General features: G+C 68.5%; 1 protein-coding gene. It reads right to left on the reverse strand.

Annotation, left to right across the window (positions count from 1 at the left end; all coding sequences use genetic code 11):
• The coding region (locus TMES_RS22105; protein ID WP_211276001.1) for an isocitrate lyase/phosphoenolpyruvate mutase family protein at window positions 1-381 on the reverse strand (381 nt) is incomplete at both ends.

Below are 381 nucleotides of genomic sequence, written 5' to 3' on the forward strand. Positions count from 1 at the left end.
CGCTCTTCATAGGCGAAATAGCCAATGCTTTCATACAGTTCCATGCGCGTCTGCATCTGGTCGAGCACGCCGCGCTGGGTGCCGTCGCGGCGGATCGCCTCGTAGGTGCGCTGGGCCGCGCGGTTCATGGCGCGGAAGGCCGACAGCGGATAGAGCACCATGCCGACCTGCGCGGCGGCCAGTTCCTGCACCGTCAGCAGCGGCGTCTGGCCGAATTCGGTGATGTTGGCCAGGATGGGCGCCGGCAGCGCGCGGGCGAAATCGCGAAAGCCCTCCAGGTCATGCACCGCTTCGGGAAAGGCGATGTCGGCGCCGGCCTCGACGCAGGCGGACAGCCGGTCCAGCGCGCTCTGGCGGCCTTCGCTGGCCAGCGCATCGGTG

The sequence above is a fragment of the Thalassospira mesophila genome (assembly GCF_002115755.1).
Lineage (GTDB): Bacteria > Pseudomonadota > Alphaproteobacteria > Rhodospirillales > Thalassospiraceae > Thalassospira > Thalassospira mesophila.